Genomic DNA, 16,754 nt, shown 5'->3' with positions numbered 1-16,754 from the left:
ATGAGCGAAGATAATAGTAGTGAAGCAACAGACATGGTCTTGAGTATGAGTGCAGAAGATAAAGAAGCACTTAGAGTTAAACTTGCTGAGTTAGAAATTCTCGAAGAAAAAATTAGTACTGGTGAACTTTCAGAGCCAAATGCTAGTGACTTAATGAATGAGGTTTTGAATGAGCTTAGTGAGATTGAACAAAGGCTTATAAAAAATAATGCTGAATTTCAACAAGAAGCAAGTACAGAAGAACTTCAAGAAATCGAAAGTGAACTTAGTGAAGTGGCCGCAGCAGTCGAACTTGTTCCTGAAGTAGAAGACCTTGAACAATTAAAAGTATTAAAATCTTCACAGAATTTAAAGCCTTGGGAAGGTAAATCCAAAGTTATTAAAGATGAGCCAAAAATCACTTTGAAAGATGATCAGTCAAACACTGATAAAGAAAATCAAGTAGAGCCAAAGTCAAAACCATCTTTAAAAACAAAGACTCAAGCCAAAAGACAAAAAACGAATTCTGGATCTAAGAAACCCAAACTTAAGATTCCTACAAAGGTTCCTAGAGTACAAAAAAAGAAGCCTTTTCCGAAGGCATTAGTGGCGCTCATACTTATCGTAGGCTCCTTAGCCTATTTCCATAGACCTATTATAGATTACGTAAAAAAACAGCAGGCTGATATAGCTGAGCGTAATAAAGTGGAAGAACCGAAAGAGAAAGAAAAACCAAAACCAAAACCAAAACCAAAACGAATTGTCAAGAAAGAAATTATTGTTGAGGTGGAGCCAGAAGAAGTTGTGGAACCAGAACCAGAAGAAGTTGAAGAACTTTTTACTGGAGAACTTACGCACTATAGCTTCAATCAAGTTTTAAAAGATAATTGTATCTCATGTCATGGAGAAAAAGGCAAAGAAATTGAGGGTGAATTTAATCTAGTAACTTTGATGAATTCCAAATCACTCAATACGCGCGCATGGGCAAAAGTCTATCGCAGCATTAATAAGGGAGAAATGCCGCCGGAAGAAGATGCGGAACCTTTAGAAAATGAAGAAAAAGAATTGTTGCTGAGTTCTATAAAACTCATGCATGAAAATTTAAAAGAAACTGCAAATACTCGTGTGTTAACACCTTTTGAAATAGAAAATACCATGGTCGATTTATTCGATTTCAATACAGGTACTTACAATCCATTTGATTCATTGCATACAGCCTATTCAGAAAAAATATTTTATACACATCAAAGACAGGTTCTGAGCCCTTATTATTTAGCGCAGTATTATCATATTATGTATGACGTTTTGAAAAGTTTTGTGGGACTGAAACCTCAAATAGATAAATTGAATTTGAAACCTAGTTTGACTCGAAATGTGCACACCTCAGTTAATGGTAAGAACTACCTTGACTTACGCTGGAATTGGCAAAATCGAATTGATTTAGTGACTTATAAAAATTTAGATGAGAAGAAGCAAACAGCTAAGCAATCAAGAAAAGTTAAAGCAGATGAAAATACGGCAGTTGTCAGTGAAATCCTGAAAAAAAGTTTACCCCCAGGGACTTATACTTTGCGATTCCACGGAGAAGCCATGAATATGGATCTTTCAAAAATCACAGAGAAAAAATATGGTGAGGACCTGGTTGATACTTTCAAAGAGTGGAAGCAACGCATAGGGGAAGATACCTATGGTTTACCCATTAAATTTTTTATTGCTCCTCCAGGTGTGGGCGATGCTTACGCGACAACTCAGTATCTTGAGTCAGTGGAAGTCTCTTCAGCGGGTGAATATGCGATAGAATTCACTTTGAAACGCCGTGCAGCCATTGGCTTTACTTTAGATATTGATTATCCAAATGAGTCGAATTTAGCAAGCAAACTAGCTTATTTTAAATATGGCGAGGAAGCTGATTTAAAAGCAAGGGAAGAAATGGGAGCAAAATATTTTCGTACGATAAAATATGATTTCCCTATGCTTCGTCTCAAAAAGGTTCGTATTGAGGGACCGTACAATGTACAGATTCACCCCTTATCATTTGATGAAGAACAAAGAAAGAAGCATATTGGTGTTTCTCAAGTAGGAGATAAATTCAAGACTCTTCACAGCTTATTGGGAATCAAAAATAACATTATTTATCAATATATCTTTAAAGATTTTCAAGTGGATAAACTTGAATACGAAGACGCCTACCGCAATGCATTAATGATGTTCTTTTTATCTCCACAATTTCTCATTGTCGATAATAAACCTAAGACGACAGAAGACTTCATGCGTTTTAGCTCTTATGCACTTTTAAAAACGGCGCCTGATAATGAATTTAAAAAACGCTTCATGCAAGCAAAAAAACTGCGTAAGCCCGAGCTCTTGGGTGAGTGGTTAGTCAAGAGTCCTAATTTTCGTCGATTCATTTCGCCTTTTACATATCAATGGTTGAAGTTGGGAGAGATCAAAAATAATTTGCCAGACGAAGAAAGCTTTAGCACTTATTATGCCAAGAATTTTGAAGATGCTTTTCGGGTCGAAGCGGAACTCTTTGTAGAAAATCTGTTTAAAAATAATCGACCTATTAGAGAAATAGTGAAAGCTGATTATGCCATGCTAAATCCTGATTTAGTCGATTTCTATAATGGTGTTGGTTGGGCTAAACTTAGAGGCAGAGATGTAGCGCCAGTTGTTTCAGAATTTGATTTTTCACAACAAGAAATGACTGATGAGAACCGTGGTGGGATTCTAGGCATGGGAGCCTTTCTGACTTCTACCGGCAATGGAGTTGATCCTTTGCCTTTACGCCGAGCAGCATGGATTTCTGAAAATATACTTGACTCCCCTTTGCCAAGTCCTCCTAATGTTGATGTAGAGTTATTTGTATCAGACCAAAATGCTAAGACGCTACGAGAACGTTTAGCGGTACACGCACAAGATCCTGCTTGTAATAGTTGTCATAAAAAGATGGATTCCTTAGCCATTATTATGGATCGTTTTGACTCAATTGGCGGAGATAATAACCATTATGTTAAAGATCCAGTTAAAATTAATAATCAAAGGATTAATGATCTTGTAGAGCTCAAAGATTATTTAGTTAAATATGAAAAAGCGACTGCGAGAGCTTTTAGTAAAAAATTAATTTCCTATATGTTTGGTCGTGAACCTGGCGTTCAAGATGAATCAAAATTGGATAGAATTATTACTGAATGTGAAAAAGATGGCTACCGTGTCGCCGATTTATATACGGCCATAATCAAGCAGTATTTTTTGAATTAGAGAGAGTAGGGGATCTTACTCGCAAGAGTCATTGATTCTGCTGAGCTATGGCAGGTGTAGACTAATATTTCTACACCTGCGAGAGCCGCGTCCTTTAAAGCCTGTGCATATGCGGGGTCAACATGTGTAGCGGGCTTAAAATATTTTGGCTGATCTGACATGGTGAGAAAAAGCATCACCGCACGATGACCTTCTTTTTTAAGTTCCATCAGTTCATGAAGGTGCTTCAGTCCACGGCTTGTAGGGGCATCGGGAAAGCAGCATTGATCACCCTCGATGTAGCTTACCGACTTAACTTCAATAAAGCATTTTTCATCATCATTTTCTAGAAAAAAATCTATCCGTGATTTTCCGACTTTATATTCGGGCTGAATCTTTGCGTACTTAGCAAATTCAGGCAGGGCTTTATTGATTAAGGCTTCCTTGATAACTTGGTTAGCCCGCATGGTGTTAATGCACACCCAGTGGCTGCCGGTATGTACAAGTTCCCAGGTATACTTGAGTTTGCGCTTTGGGTCATCGACAAATCTAATAAGTACGGGAGCACCCGTTTCCATGCATTGAGTCATACGACCAGAATTGGGACAGTGAGCTCTGACTATTTCGCCCGTTTCCAGTTCTATTTCAGAGAGGAAGCGTTTCCAGCGTTTAATGAGTTTTCCGGGGATTAAGTCAGATTCAAAAGTCATCTTTGTGAATGAAAAACAATGAACTGACGTTCGCCAGCATCATTAGGTAGAGTGAAGATAGGACTCAGCTCGATATCAAATTTATATTTTTTGGCTTCCCGTTGAGTGAGCTTATCTTCTTTTTTAATAGCATCAGGAGTTTTATAGAGTAGAATGCGACCTTTAGGCTTGAGGAATTGTCGACATTCTTTAATGAGTTTATCGGCAGTGGCCACCGCTCGAGCCGTAACGAGGTCGTAACTCGCTTTGTGTTCTTCTTTAATAGCGAGTTCTCGTCCTCTAGCATGGATAGTTTTTAAATTATCTAGACCAAGTTCTTTTGCAGCTTGAGCCACACATTTAACTTTCATGCCTTCTGAATCCAATCCGGTGATATCGAGTTTTGGATTATAAGCGGCAAGAGGAATACAGGGGAAGCCACCACCGCAACCGAGGTCGAGGATTTTAATGGCATCAGTGGCCAATTCGGGGTAGTAGCCAATGGAGCTAATGCTATCAATCAAATGGCGAATCTTGAAGTCTTCAAGTGAAGTTATACGGGTTAGATTATGAGTTTCATTAATCTTGGTCACAACTTGATAGATTTCTTCGGCTTTCTCAGAAAAACCCTGGGGGAGCTTAATATTGAGCTCTGCTAGCGGAGCATCACTTTCTTGAAGGTTAATCATGAAGAGAAAGGGATGATAACAATGATTAATGCTGAGGCGATAAATGCGGATGGGATTATTTTACGCCATTTATCTTGCTCGCGACAAATTTCTATGCCTTTACGGAGTATCCAGGGCTGACCAACTAAAAACATGCCTGTGATGATCGCAATATATCCTGCGATTGAAGCCAGTTGGCGAGCACTTGGATCTGCAGCAAAAAGCTGATTGAGGTATTGTGTACTAAGTAAACAGAGGGCGAAGCCTAGACCACGAGTAAATAGATAGTCCATAAATGCACAACTAGCGATGGCTACAATAGGGACAGCATAGGGCAGGATACGAGCAATAGAGGTGAAATCTTCTTTAAGCAAGGTGTATCCTTGTAGTCCAGCCCAAGCAAATGAAGCTAGAGTTAAGATGCTACCGATGATGCGCTCACGAGGCATATTTTTCACTTTTTCATTCTTCGCAAAAAAAAGTAAAAGGCTGGGAGCAATTAAGCAGAGAGATATTAGTAGTGCAGTTATTTGCAAAGTCATTAAGTTTTCCTAGGTGGTTTAGTAAGCACAATCTGCCCACATCGGCCTAAAAGACAAGTGAAAAATAAGAGATTCAGGATACATTGACGCTTTTATATACAAAAACTGCCTTAGAAAACCAGGAAGAACATGACAATAGTAGCCGTAATTCCCGCAAGATATGGAAGTACACGTTTCCCGGGGAAACCTCTAGCCCTGATTTCTGGGCGACCTATGATTCAATGGACTTATGAAAAAGCGGCTGCTTCTAAAGTAGATAAAGTCATTGTTGCGACCGATAATCAGCAAATATTTGATTGCGTCAAAGCATTTGGCGGCGAGGTAGTCATGACTAGGAGTGATCATCCCACTGGGACAGATAGAATTGCTGAAGCAGTGCAAGGGATTGATTGTGAGCTTATTATTAACCTACAAGGTGATGAGCCCTTATTGCCAACAGAAGTTATAGATGAACTCGTGGATCGTATGTTGGCGTCCCCTGAAGTGAATATGGGAACCGTGGCCGTAAAAAAAGATTTTTCTAGTGAGCAATATACAAATCCAAATAATGTAAAAGTAGTCTTAGATAATCATCAACAAGCGCTTTATTTTTCTCGTTGCGCAATTCCATTTAGTCGTAATCAGCCAGAAGAAGGTGATAGTATTTATCTTCATTGGGGGATTTATGCTTACCGTCGCAAACTACTTTTTGATTTTATTACTTGGCCACAAGGCAGCTTAGAAAAAATAGAATCACTTGAACAACTACGTGTTTTGGAACATGGTGAGAAGATACTCGTAGCCATAAGTGATCGTGAAAGTGTCGGTGTGGATACTCCCGAGGATGTGGCAAAAGTTGAACAATTATTGAAGGTACAAAATTCATGAAGTTTATTTTTCTGATGGTATTATTTTTGTTTTCAGTTCAGGCTGAAACACAATTAAAGATAAAAAATGCTCGTTATTCCGATGTTGACGAAACAGGATTTAAGAAAATGGATCTATTGGCAGATGAAGCACGCTTTTATGGTCAAGATATTAAATTAACTAAGTATACTTTGAATATCTATCAGAAAAAAGGAACGCCAATTTTGATTAAAAGCCCCAGTTGCTTATATGATCAAGGCGCACAAAAAATTAAATCGACTGAGAAAGTAAGTATTACTTTTAATGAAGGTAAAATTGATGGTGTGGGTTATGATGTTGCGGTTAATGATCAAAATATAAGAATTCGCAGTCAAGTCAAAGCTGTTTTTAAAGTAAGTAAACAAGAGAAAAAGAAAGAGACAAAGAAATGAAACAATTTTTAATCGTTCTACTGTTCGCGATGGTATTAAGTGCCCAAGAAACTGAAGCCATAAAGTCAGTAGAACAAGATTCAAAGCTAGAGAAACCGCTAAGTGACAAAGAAACACTTAAATCTAAAGAAGGCGAAAAAGATACGACAGGCGCTAAAGAAGGCGAAAAAGATACGACAGGCGCTAAAAAACCCGAAGTGAAAAAAGTTCCCTTGCGTATTCAAGCCTCATCTTCGAGCTACAACAGTAAAAAAGGCATAGCTATTTTTAAGCGCAATGTCGTTGTAGAAGATGGCGATTTTTATTTAGAATGTGATGAAATGCATATCTTTTATTCGAAAGCAATAAAAGCGACCGAGGCGACTGCGAAACAAAAAGCAACACCAGCGACTAAGGGTGGAATTGAAAAAATTGTCGCTATTGACAATGTAAAAATCCGTCAATCACCTAATACGGCGACCTCAGACAAAGCCGTCTACTTACTCAAAGACCAAACCATTACTCTCACAGGCAATCCCATTTTGATTTCAGAAGATGGACAGAAAATGAAATCTGATCATTTTGTTATTCATCGCGATAGTGAAACCATCGAGTCGGGACCTATTACAATTGAAAGTGATAATAGCCTAGAGAAGGCTAAATAAATGGATTACATTATAAAAGCTGAAGGCTTGGTCAAAGAATATAAGAAAAAACGTGTTGTAAAAGGCGTTTCTTTCAATGTAGAAAGAGGTCAAATTGTTGGCTTACTTGGGCCTAATGGTGCAGGTAAAACCACTTCTTTTTATATGGTAGTGGGACTTGTACGTCCAGAAGAAGGGAAAGTACTCTTTAATGGTGAAAATGTAACTAAGCTCCCGATGTATAAACGTGCTCGTATGGGCATGGGCTACCTCGCTCAAGAACCTTCTGTTTTTAGACGACTTAGCGTGAAAGACAATATCATGGCCATTCTTGAAATGCTAAAATTAGATAAGGCTGAGCGCGTTAAACGCATGCATAATCTAATTGATGAATTGGGCTTAGAAAAAGTTGCCGATCAGGCTGCAGTCACTCTTTCTGGTGGTGAACGTCGCCGTTTAGAGATTGCTCGTGCTTTAGTGACAAACCCAAGTTTTCTGATGCTAGATGAACCTTTTGCGGGAGTTGATCCCATCGCTGTAAGTGAAGTTCAGAAAATCATACGTCGTTTAAAAGATCGTGGTATCTCGATTCTCATTACTGACCATTCTGTTCGCGATATGCTTTCGATCGTTGACTATGGTTATATCATGAATAAAGGCGAACTTCTATGTGAAGGCACGAGTGAATTCTTAGTGACAGATAAAAAAGCTTGCGAGATATATTTAGGTTCAGATTTCGAGATTTAATTTGCTTATACCTTCATGGTAGTTTTTATTTGGAGGGATGGCTTGAAGTACTTATTTCAATTGTAAATAAAGGTAAATAGTGAGTGATAATTACATAACACGCCAATCTTTATTAATGCGAGCCTGTGATGGAGATGACCTTAAAGCCTGGGAAGAATTTTTAGAGTTTTATAGAAACTTTATTTATTTCCTTCTTCGTAAGATGAATATTAACGTCAATGATATTGATGATCTTTATCAGCGAATTACTATGCACTTATGGAAGTCACTTCCCAAATATGACAATAGTAAAGGCAAATTCCGCAGTTGGCTTTCAACTGTCGCGCGCAATGAAGTATTAAATTACTTTAGATCAAATAAAAATAAAAAATTAGAATTTACTGCTGAAGAACCGATTATAATTGACGAGCCTCATATTGATGAGATAATCGAAAAGGAATGGGAAAATTTCATTCTCCAAACGGCCCTGAAAAATCTAGAAAGTGTTTTTTCAGGTCAAGCCATTGAAGTTTTTAAGCTGAGCTTAGAAGGCAACTCTCATCACCAAATTAGCGAAAAAACTGAAATAAAAATTGATTCTGTGAAAGTTTTGAAGAGCCGAGTTAAAAGTCGTTGTGTTGAGGAAATTAAAAGGCTGATTCATGAGTATTCAGACTGATTCAGAAGATTTAAGTTCAGACATGCTAGGCCAGATGCGGTCATTGCTTGATCTGGCTAAGCAAGATCATGTCGATGATCTCACTACAATTGCCCCCATTTTCTGCACTTTGTCAGAACTTACAGAACACTATGGTGAATTTGAATTAATAGCCAAGGGTGGAATGAAATGTATTGGCAAAGTTTTGGACCTACGCAGTAATCGTTATATAGCGATGGCTCGCCTACATGAAGATGCTCCTACGGATCTTTACGACTCCTTTATTCGTGAAGCCCGTTTAACGGCCTTATTAGAGCATCCTAATATTATTAGTATTTTCGATATGGGAGTCGATGGCGAAGTACCATACTTTACAATGGAACTCCAAAGAGGAGAAACTTTACGGACCTTCATGGAGCAATCTCCGAAGCCCAGCCTAACTCAGCGTTTAGAAGTTTTTCAAAAAATATGCGATGCTATTGCCTACGCTCATGAGCAAGGCGTCGTCCACTTAGATCTGAAACCCAGCAATATACAGGTAGGAACATTTGGTGAGGTTGTAGTCTGTGACTGGGGTTTAGGCAAAGTGGTGAACGGCCAAGAAGTAGGGGGCGAAATAGGACCTTTATTACTGAATCCGGATTTATTGAATCATTTGACTCTTACAGGAAATATAAAGGGGACACCTGGCTTTATGTCTCCTGAGCAAATTAACAAAAAAAGTGAAATTAATCAATTCTCAGACATTTATTCCTTAGGCTGTGTTCTTTATTTTATTTTAACTGATGCCAATTCTATTGAAGCCGAATCTGTAGAGCAAGTTATTGATAAAACGGTGAATGAAGGCGTACTTTCACCACTGAGAAAATTTCCGAAAAAAAATATCCCAGCAAGTTTAGATGCCGTTGTTCTCAAATCCACGGCACTTAAAGTGGAAGATCGTTATAGTTCGGTATTGGAATTGAGTGCCGAAATCAAAAAGTACTTGGAAGGTTATTCGACTCAAGCAGAAGAAGCCGATTTTTTTCGTGAGCTTAAATTATTTTATAGAAGGAATAAAAACGTTTGCTTAAGCGCACTCACATCATTATTTATTATTATTATTTTCACTATTTATTTCATTGATAGCTTACAGGATAGTCGTCGCAAGGCGGAAGAAGCCCGTGAGTTAAGCGAAAAAAATAGGCAAGAAGCGATACAAGAAAAAGATCGAGCCAATCGAATTCTCAGTCTTTATCAAGGAGAAAAAGAGTGGAGTAGTGACTTCATAGATGAAAACTTTCACTTGATTAAGCGAGAAGTTTATAAGTATACCGATCGTCTTATTTATGATGATTCACGGAATGGCTTTAAGATGGCACTGAGTTATCTCAATCGTCTTATTGAAGAGCAGTCATCCTTTAATTGGGCCTATAACCAACGTGCCTATGTTCATTTCCTCATGCAAAATTTCATGTCTGCTAAGGTCGATTACGCAATGAATAATCGGGCAGATAATAATTTTATAGAACTCGCAAATAAGTACGCCTTTCAATCGGAACCGGGAAAACCATTACGAACCTACGATTTAAATAGTTTATTAGATGATTTATCAGGTTTTGGTAAAAAGTATGAGGCCCAAATGCTGATTATGTTGCGTTATGATTCTTATATTCGCTCATCTTTAAGTAAACATAGTGAAGTGGTCAGGCGTTTTATTTCACTCTATAATCCCCAGTGGGATTCAAGTCAGATGGAGTATTTTGTTGAAGATCGTAAACTGATTCTTAGTGGTGCATATTTAAATATTTTAGCTTTAGAAACTAAGCATTTTTCACTTCTTGGAAAAAGAAAAGAGAATAGCTTTATGTCCCTCATTAAAACACTCAACCCTCGTGTTTTAGATCTGAGTTCCACTGGCATAGGAAACCTTTCACAACTTGATGAACTTCAGATCGAAGAATTAGATATCCGCAATACCCCAGTCAAAAATTTGGTACTGCTCAAAAATAAGTATGTAAAGACTCTGATAGTTGGGAAGGGTCAATTTACTGATAAGCAATTATCCCATTTAAGAGTAGGGCTTACTGTTGTCGTCCAATAAATCATTTCATAGATGATTAATTAGCGTCACATTTTTTCTTACTCGGAAGGCTTTTAGCTTCATTTAAATAAATATTTTTTTTGATGATATATCCTTATTCGAATCAGATATTTTTTTATGTCCAAAGATTGTCTGGATGTAAATTCCATTTTTACTTATTCCTAAAATTGCTGTGAGAGTGAGACCTTCTCCCATGGCTATTTTTGACTTAGTGAGGTATTCAATATCAATAATTCGGTATTTTTCACCTTTGTGTGTAGATAGAAATATAATATTTTTTTCAGTATTTAGACTTCCTGTGAGCTCGACTCTCTCTTTTGTGTTAATGGCGGTGTCTTTAGCTTGTACACTTATAAGAGAGATGAAGAGAATGATGAGTACAAAAGTTAGCTTTTTCATTTGTGGCTCCGTATTTATTTAGGGGATATATTCTGCTTATTATTCCTAGTAACACATGTGTTTAGGAATAGTTAACAGCATTCATATTTATATCTGTTGAGTTTTAGATAAATCATGTCTACATGCTCAACCATATGATATTAAAGAGACTGTATAATATTCGTATAATGAAGTGGCTCTCAAGAATAGTTTGATAATTTTCTAGTATATAAGGGCATACTACGGTTAACGTTTTTAGTAAGTTTTTCAGATGAATTGTTAACCTTTGTCATGACTAAGGTGTTATATAGATTGAATTAAGACAGTAGGAAAATGTCATTTAAGAGCGTAAACCATTGTCTTTCAGTAGAACTATTTTATAAGGAATAAAATCAATGAAACATATATATAACTGCCTTAATAAGGTTTTTATCTTAGCGCTATTATCTTGCATCTCATTAGGCAGCTTTGCGGACGACGCAATAATTGAAGCTCGTGTATTTAAAAGTGAAATAGGATCGCTTCCTTACAGGATAGTGAAACCAGATAATTATGATCCTGAAAAACAGTACCCACTCATTGTGGCACTTCACGGTGCCTGGGGTCGAGGTACAGACAATAAAAGTCGTGCCATTGATGCCTTTACATTTTTATCGGATCCCGCTATCCGTAAAAAGTATCCAGCTTTTATTATTACACCTCAGTGTCCTTCCAAGAAACAATGGGCAAACACTCCATGGGGCAAAGGTACTTACTCTATTGATAAAGTAGAAATCTCTGAGCCTATTGCTTTAGTACTAGAAATTATTGAATCTGTACGAGAAGAATTTGCGATTGACGGAAATCGAATTTACGCAACGGGACAATCTATGGGAGGGTATGGCACTTGGGATATCATTATGCGACGTCCGCATTTATTTGCTGCGGCTATTCCCGTTTGTGGCGCTGGTGATTTGAGTCAAGCACAAAACCTTGCTCACCTACCTATTTGGTGTTTTCATGGTGATAAAGATACCGTAGTTCCTTTTTCGGCATCTAGGCAAATGGATAAAAAAATGAAAGCGCTTGGGAATGAAAATTGGATTTACACCGAATTCCCAGGAGTGGGTCATGGTTCATCAAAACCAGCATGGAATACAGCAGAATTAATTCCTTGGCTTTTTAGCCAAACTAAAGCTACAGGTAAAAGCCTAAACTAGATAGTATTTGGCTGTTGAATTATGTATTAAATGATAAGCGACTCTTATTTTCTATAGAATTAAGCTCTTACTTTATGAAAAACAGCTCATCAGGGTGTAACTCATTTTCTATACATACTCACTTTCTTAGAATTCATTTGAAATAATTATTCATTAACTGTTAACCTTTTACGACAAAGTGTTTTTATAAGGTATAGATTAAACCAAGACGGAAATTAAAAATGAAAAAATTTACTTTAATTGAACTACTTGTTGTTATCGCCATTATAGGAATTCTAGCTTCAATGGTTCTACCGGCATTAGGAAAAGCCCGTAAAACATCACAAGTAGCCCTTAGCTTAAGTAACATGAGACAACTCCAAACGGCAAGCTTTATGTATACACTGGATAATGATGCTTATTACTCCCCCGCTACGAATGGAAATATAACCTGGGGTGATAACATTTCTGATTATCTCGGAATAGAATTAAGTGATACAGAAAAAGCGGAAGCTAATCCAACGGACAGAGGAGGTTTTAAGATTTTTCACTGTCCCTTAGATGATATGGAGAGGACTGGAGATAGAGGAGCACGCACTTATCAAGTAAACTCTTATAACGAGGGTGGACATGCTATTATTTTTCAGAGAGAAGCAGGAGACGCTCCATCGCTTCAAGTAGACGCGTTATCAGATCCATCGCAAACAATAATTCTTAACGAAATGGCGAAAGAGGCCATATATGTTGGCAATCCGGGCCAAGCTTATATGGCAGGGAATGCAGGATTAAATTGGGTGACAGATACTATCGCTAACGGTGCTGATCCTAATCATCATGATAATGGTTTTCGTAATCCGGTGATCTTAGGTGATGGTCATGGAGAGATTAAATATATGCCAACGACTAAGGCGAATGGCAATTATTTATGGTTATCAAAAATAGCTCCTTAAAAAGAGTTTATCTAAGATGAAATATGATTTTATCAAAATTACAATAAATAAGTTTTTGACTTAAAATATTTATTTTTCAGGCAGATCTGCGTAATCTTTGAAAAGTAAAATAAACATAAGTGAAATAGAGTTGATCATGAATCCGATGAAAGGAAATTTTCGCCAAAGATGAAAAAAAAGCTTAAGACTCAAGGGCACTTAAAAAATCGTGCCAAGAGAGCTCAAAATAAAAAGAACTCTCGTTCTATTTCGATTCCACTTATAATTTTCACTCTGCTCTTGGGAGGAGCCGCTTATTTTATATGGAAAAATTTACCTAATGAACTTAATGCGGTTCCAAAGAACTATGTTCAAAAAGTTAATCAGTCCAAAGTAGATAAAACTCAACAAAGTGATCTGTCCCCTAAAAGTAAAAAACTATTTTCGCAAAAGATAGATATAAAATCCGCTGTAAGTGAAATAGATAAGCTTGTGGGAAACAAGCTTTCATCAATGGCACTTAAAAGAAACGCAGAAATAGATGATTTAACGTTTGTACGCAGAGTTTATCTAGATATAGCAGGGCGTATTCCTTCGATAAAAGAGCGTAAAGATTTTCAATCTGATACCTCAGAGAATAAGCGATCAGAATTGATAGATACGCTGCTTGCGAGCGAGTCTTATTTCAGTCATAATTTTAATTATTGGGCCGATATTCTTCGAGTGATTAACAATATGCCGAAGCACAAGCATGGAGGCAATTATATAGCTTATATCAAAGACTCTATTCGTAGTAATAAGCCCTATGATCAGTTTGTGTATGAAATGATTGCTGCCGAAGGACATGCTTATAAAGATGGCAATGGAGCTACGGGTTACTATCTGCGAGATGAAGGCATGCCTTTAGATAATATCTCTAATACCATGAAAATATTTTTAGGTACAGATATTACTTGTGCTCAATGTCATGATCACCCCTATGAAGATTGGACTCAGGTAGACTTTTATAAGTTAGCCGCATTTACTTCTGGAACAGAAGTGAATACGCCACGTCAGATGTACTCCATACCAAAATTCAAAGAATTACGAGATTACAGAATTGAAAATGATCATAATTTAAAATTGAAAGCGGCGATGGTTACAGGAATGTATACTTTTAAAACAGGTGTTTTTAAGAGCGGTTCCGGCGTCATTGAGTTACCACATGATTATAAATATGACGATTACAAAGCCTTTGAAAAAATCTATGCAGAAGTTCCCTTCGCGACGTCATTATTAGATAATAAGTATAAAGATAAGCAACATCTCCTTGGGCCAAAAGATGATTTGGAACGAAGAAAGGATTTTGCCAAATGGTTGAGCTCTAGCGATAATCCGATGTTTACCAAAACGATTGTCAATCGACTTTGGCTTCGTATTATGGGGGCTCCGCTCATTGCTTCAGCTACAGATCTTAAGCAAAATGAAATGGGTATTAACCCAGGATTAAGTCAAAAACTTATTGATTTAATGAAAGAAGTTGACTTTGATTTAAGAGAATTTTCAAGAGTTCTATATAGGACTCGAACTTATCAAAGTGCACTTACAATGAAGGTCCTAGCAGGGGATGAAACATACGCATTTCAAGGTCCTGTATTTAGACGATTAAGTGCGGAGCAACTTTGGGATTCATTGAGTTCCCTAATTTTAGAAAATCCAGATATTTATCTCAATCAAAAAACAGTTCATACTGAGAATCAAATTTATAAGATTCTTAAAGAGAAAAGTTATGAAGAATTAATTGAATATTTTAATAAGATTGCAAAATCAGGCGAGAAATTATATGATAAAGTTGCGAGTGACGAAGCAATATTACATGGTAAGAATAAAGAACAGAAAGGGCACACTCACTTAGTACGTTTACGCGCATCAGAAAACCCTTCGCCAGTGCGACCGGATCATTTCTTAAGGCAGTTTGGAGCATCAGCTCGTACGCAAGTAGAAGGGGCATTGACGGAACCAACTATTCCACAGGCACTTAATCTACTCAATAGTCAAAAAGTAGAAGAGCAAATCATTAAGCCAATGAAGGATTATTTAACTCAAGACATACAAAGTTGTCGAACTCCAGAAGAAGCCATGAAGGTCATTTTTCTAGCCATACTTTGTCGAGAAGCAAGTAAAGAGGAAATAGACAAGCTTCGTCCTTACTTTAGTGAGATGTCAAGAAAGCCCATAGATGATTTGATGTGGGTACTACTTAATAGTAATGAATTCAAATTTTATAATTAGTGGGGATTTATTTTGAACTTTGACCGTAGAGATTTTTTTCGTTATTCAACTGGAGCACTTTGTGGTTTTAGCCCTTTGGCCAATAGCCTACAAGCCCAGCCTAGGCAATTAAAGCAAAACGCCAAAATGGTAATTTATGTAAATGTGAGCGGAGGGCTGAGTCAATTAGATAGCTTTGGAATCAAAGCAGATAACAAAGAAATTAGTGGCCAAAGTAAAGCGATAAAAAGCTCGGCGGATGGAATTCGAATTAGTCATTTTTTTCCACGTATGGCGAAACAAATGCACCATGTAGCACTGATAAATTCAATGCATACGAATCAGGGAGCACATGCAGAAGGAGATTATTATACTCATACGAGTTACGTTCCTAGAAGTTCCATTATTCACCCTGAATTAGGTGCATGGGTTTCGCGATTTAAGGGTGATAGTAGAATGACTTTACCTGCCTTTGTAAAAATAAGTGCTACAGCAAGTTCGGGTGCAGGTTTTTTTGAGGGTAAATATGGAGCTTTGCCTATAGCTAAGGCCTCCAGTGGCTTACAGTACTCAAGCCGTCATCGACATGTAGATAAAAAACAGTTTGATCAACGCTTGCAAATGCTCTCCCTTTTAAATAAAACTTACAGTAAGAAACGTTCCCATAAAATGGTTGAAACTTATTCCGCTGCTTATGATAATGCGGTCCGTTTGATGGGAAGTAAAGATTTAGATGTTTTCGATATAAACAATGAAAAGAAAAAATACCTAGATGCTTATGGGAATAACGATTTTGGACAGGGCTGTTTATTGGCGAGGCGTTTAGCTGAGTCTGGAGTGAAGTTTATTGAGGTCAAATCCAATGCTTGGGATCATCACAATGGTATTTACGAAGATTTTCCTAAACAGGCCGCTGAATTGGATCAGGGATTGGCGGCACTTATTCATGATTTATCTCAGCGTGGTATGCTTAACTCAACTCTAGTCGTCTTATCGACAGAGTTTGGAAGAACGCCAGATTTGAGTCCAGGTAAAGGGAGAGGTCATTACCCCAAGGCTTACACTTGTCTTTTAGCAGGCGGGGGGATCAGTGGTGGACAAGCTTATGGAAAAGTGAGTGCAGATGGTAGAGATATAGAAGAAAATAAAGTATCGGTACCCGATTTTAATGCGACGATTGCCTACGCAGCAGGTTTAGATGTCAAGAAAGTTATAACATCTCCCGAAGGACGTCCATTTACTGTCGCTCATAAAGGCAAACCCTTGTATCAATTATTTTAAGAATTGATATAAGTTTAGCTTAGGGTTTATTTCCCTTTGATGTTTCACTGGAATGACTGTGAAAACTGCTTTAAATATACTTTTTAATTATCATTTTTCCTCAATAGTCTTCTTAAATAGAGGACGATTATTCTTTCTTGATTAATAAAATAATGAAGAACTTTTTCTTTAAATTTCATGGTATCTGTTAACTTGATGGACTGAAGCGTTTATTTATAAGTAAGTAAAATTATCTCTCAAGTATTTTAAGCTG

General features: G+C 37.3%; 15 protein-coding genes. 11 read left to right on the top strand and 4 right to left on the bottom strand.

Annotated elements, in window-relative coordinates; genetic code table 11:
• Window positions 1–3,240 carry a DUF1588 domain-containing protein gene (locus tag PQO03_RS17295; protein WP_274152069.1) on the top strand — a complete coding sequence of 1,080 codons (3,240 nt, stop codon included), beginning with the start codon at window positions 1–3 and terminating at the stop codon, window positions 3,238–3,240.
• Here PQO03_RS17295 and sfsA read toward each other — a convergent pair.
• Genes sfsA through PQO03_RS17280 form a run of 3 tightly spaced genes read right to left on the bottom strand, consistent with a single transcriptional unit; the run spans window position 3,237 to window position 5,118 of the window.
• Entirely contained in the window at window positions 3,237–3,929 is a 693-nt protein-coding gene (gene sfsA / locus PQO03_RS17290; protein ID WP_274152067.1) for a DNA/RNA nuclease SfsA, read from the bottom strand. The two genes, PQO03_RS17295 and sfsA, sit on opposite strands and share 4 nt — an antisense overlap.
• Window positions 3,926–4,597: a 16S rRNA (guanine(527)-N(7))-methyltransferase RsmG gene (rsmG, locus tag PQO03_RS17285; protein WP_274152065.1), complete on the bottom strand. Its 672-nt coding sequence runs from the start codon at window positions 4,595–4,597 to the stop codon at window positions 3,926–3,928. Before rsmG ends, sfsA begins: the two co-directional genes overlap by 4 nt.
• A complete protein-coding gene (locus PQO03_RS17280; protein WP_274152063.1) occupies window positions 4,594–5,118 on the bottom strand; it encodes a hypothetical protein in 525 nt (174 codons plus the stop codon). Before PQO03_RS17280 ends, rsmG begins: the two co-directional genes overlap by 4 nt.
• A 129-nt stretch (window positions 5,119–5,247) precedes the next feature.
• Here PQO03_RS17280 and kdsB point away from each other — a divergent pair, with 129 nt between their 5' ends.
• The 6 genes from kdsB (at window position 5,248) to PQO03_RS17250 (ending at window position 10,485) form a co-directional block, all read left to right on the top strand.
• Window positions 5,248–5,985 carry a 3-deoxy-manno-octulosonate cytidylyltransferase gene (gene kdsB / locus PQO03_RS17275; protein WP_274152061.1) on the top strand — a complete coding sequence of 246 codons (738 nt, stop codon included), beginning with the start codon at window positions 5,248–5,250 and terminating at the stop codon, window positions 5,983–5,985.
• Window positions 5,982–6,395, top strand: coding sequence for an LptA/OstA family protein (locus PQO03_RS17270; protein WP_274152059.1), 414 nt, complete (start codon window positions 5,982–5,984; stop codon window positions 6,393–6,395). The genes kdsB and PQO03_RS17270 overlap by 4 nt, the downstream gene beginning before the upstream one ends.
• Complete coding sequence (locus PQO03_RS17265; protein ID WP_274152058.1) at window positions 6,392–7,039, top strand: LptA/OstA family protein; 648 nt, start codon at window positions 6,392–6,394, stop codon at window positions 7,037–7,039. Before PQO03_RS17270 ends, PQO03_RS17265 begins: the two co-directional genes overlap by 4 nt.
• Entirely contained in the window at window positions 7,040–7,765 is a 726-nt protein-coding gene (gene lptB, locus PQO03_RS17260) for an LPS export ABC transporter ATP-binding protein (RefSeq protein WP_274152057.1), read from the top strand.
• A 79-nt stretch (window positions 7,766–7,844) separates the two neighbouring features.
• Window positions 7,845–8,423, top strand: a complete 579-nt coding sequence (locus PQO03_RS17255; RefSeq protein ID WP_274152055.1) for an RNA polymerase sigma factor — start codon at window positions 7,845–7,847, stop codon at window positions 8,421–8,423.
• Complete coding sequence (locus PQO03_RS17250; RefSeq protein ID WP_274152053.1) at window positions 8,407–10,485, top strand: serine/threonine protein kinase; 2,079 nt, start codon at window positions 8,407–8,409, stop codon at window positions 10,483–10,485. Before PQO03_RS17255 ends, PQO03_RS17250 begins: the two co-directional genes overlap by 17 nt.
• A gap of 63 nt (window positions 10,486–10,548) precedes the next feature.
• Here the strand turns inward: PQO03_RS17250 and PQO03_RS17245 are convergent, their stop codons facing one another.
• Complete coding sequence (locus PQO03_RS17245) at window positions 10,549–10,884, bottom strand: hypothetical protein (protein ID WP_274152051.1); 336 nt, start codon at window positions 10,882–10,884, stop codon at window positions 10,549–10,551.
• Between the two features lie 374 nt (window positions 10,885–11,258).
• Between PQO03_RS17245 and PQO03_RS17240 the strand changes: the two genes are divergently transcribed.
• The 4 genes from PQO03_RS17240 to PQO03_RS17225 all read left to right on the top strand — a co-directional run bounded on the left by PQO03_RS17240 (window position 11,259) and on the right by PQO03_RS17225 (window position 16,501).
• Window positions 11,259–12,062, top strand: coding sequence for a carboxylesterase family protein (locus tag PQO03_RS17240; protein ID WP_274152050.1), 804 nt, complete (start codon window positions 11,259–11,261; stop codon window positions 12,060–12,062).
• A gap of 221 nt (window positions 12,063–12,283) precedes the next feature.
• On the top strand, window positions 12,284–12,991 hold the full coding sequence (locus PQO03_RS17235) for a type II secretion system protein (RefSeq protein WP_274152048.1): 708 nt from the start codon (window positions 12,284–12,286) through the stop codon (window positions 12,989–12,991).
• A 168-nt stretch (window positions 12,992–13,159) separates the two neighbouring features.
• On the top strand, window positions 13,160–15,241 hold the full coding sequence (locus PQO03_RS17230; RefSeq protein ID WP_274152046.1) for a DUF1549 domain-containing protein: 2,082 nt from the start codon (window positions 13,160–13,162) through the stop codon (window positions 15,239–15,241).
• A 12-nt stretch (window positions 15,242–15,253) separates the two neighbouring features.
• Window positions 15,254–16,501 (top strand): DUF1501 domain-containing protein, encoded by a 1,248-nt coding sequence (locus tag PQO03_RS17225; RefSeq protein WP_274152044.1) that lies wholly within the window; start codon window positions 15,254–15,256, stop codon window positions 16,499–16,501.
• The last annotated feature ends 253 nt before the right edge of the window (window positions 16,502–16,754 follow it).

Origin of the sequence: Lentisphaera profundi (assembly GCF_028728065.1) — a bacterium.
Classification (GTDB): Bacteria; Verrucomicrobiota; Lentisphaeria; order Lentisphaerales; family Lentisphaeraceae; genus Lentisphaera; species Lentisphaera profundi.
Note: the sequence above shows the minus strand (reverse complement) of the source record. Positions and strands in the feature narration are given on the sequence as shown.